Origin of the sequence: Rhodoplanes azumiensis (assembly GCF_042682915.1) — a bacterium.
Lineage (GTDB): Bacteria > Pseudomonadota > Alphaproteobacteria > Rhizobiales > Xanthobacteraceae > Rhodoplanes > Rhodoplanes azumiensis.
Genome location: NZ_JBHUIW010000076.1, coordinates 1 through 992, shown reverse-complemented (window position 1 = coordinate 992; position 992 = coordinate 1). Strand labels below are relative to the sequence as shown.

The 992-nt window shown below is 70.1% G+C and carries 1 protein-coding gene; it reads right to left on the bottom strand.

The window, feature by feature from the left end; genetic code table 11:
• Positions 1-992, bottom strand: a 992-nt coding sequence (moaA, locus tag ACFSOX_RS23630; RefSeq protein ID WP_378480267.1) for a GTP 3',8-cyclase MoaA, incomplete at both ends; no start/stop codon positions are given.

Sequence of the window (992 nt, the reverse complement as noted above, 5' to 3'; positions counted from 1 at the left end):
ACCCGCCCGTCACGCTCATGTGGCGGGCGACGGCGGGGCGCTTGGTGGTGCGGTCGATGGCGAAGTCGTGGCCCTTGGGCTTGCGGCGGATCGCCTCGTCGAGGGCGGCGTGCAGATGCGCGTCGTCGGGCGAGGCGCGCAGCACAGCGCGCAGATCGGCGGCGTCCTCCTGGCCGAGGCACATGTAGAGCGTGCCCGTACAGGTGAGGCGGACCCGGTTGCAGGATTCGCAGAAATTGTGGGTCAGCGGCGTGATGAAGCCGAGCCGGCCGCCGGTCTCGGCGACCCGCACGTAGCGGGCCGGGCCGCCGGTCCGGTCATCGGTCTCGGTCAACGTGAATCGCGCGGCGAGCCGCGCCCGCACCGTGGACAGCGGCAGATACTGGTCGAGCCGGTCCTCGCCGATCTCGCCGAGCGGCATCACCTCGATGATGGTGAGGTCCATGCCCTCGCCGTGCGCCCACACCATCAGATCGCCGAGTTCGTGCTCGTTGACGCCCTTCAGCGCGACGGTGTTGATCTTGACCTTCAGGCCGGCGCGTCGCGCCGCCGCGATGCCGGCCTGCACCTGCACGAGATCGCCCCAGCGGGTGATGTCGCGGAACGTCTTCGGATCGAGCGTGTCGAGCGACACGTTGATGCGCCGCACCCCGCAGGCGGCGAGGTCGGCCGCGTATTTTTCGAGTTGCGACCCGTTGGTGGTGACGGTCAGCTCGTCGAGCGCGCCGGTGTCGAGATGGCGCGACAGCGCCCGGAACAACGTCATGATCCCGCGCCGCACCAGCGGCTCGCCGCCCGTGATGCGCAGCTTGCGGGTGCCGCGGGCGACGAAGGCCGAGCACAGCCGGTCGAGCTCCTCCAGGCTGAGCAGGTCGGCCCGGGGCAGGAACGTCATGTGCTCCGACATGCAGTAGACGCAGCGCAGATCGCAGCGGTCCGTCACCGACACCCGAAGATACGTGATGGCGCGCCCGAACGGGTCGACCAGCGGC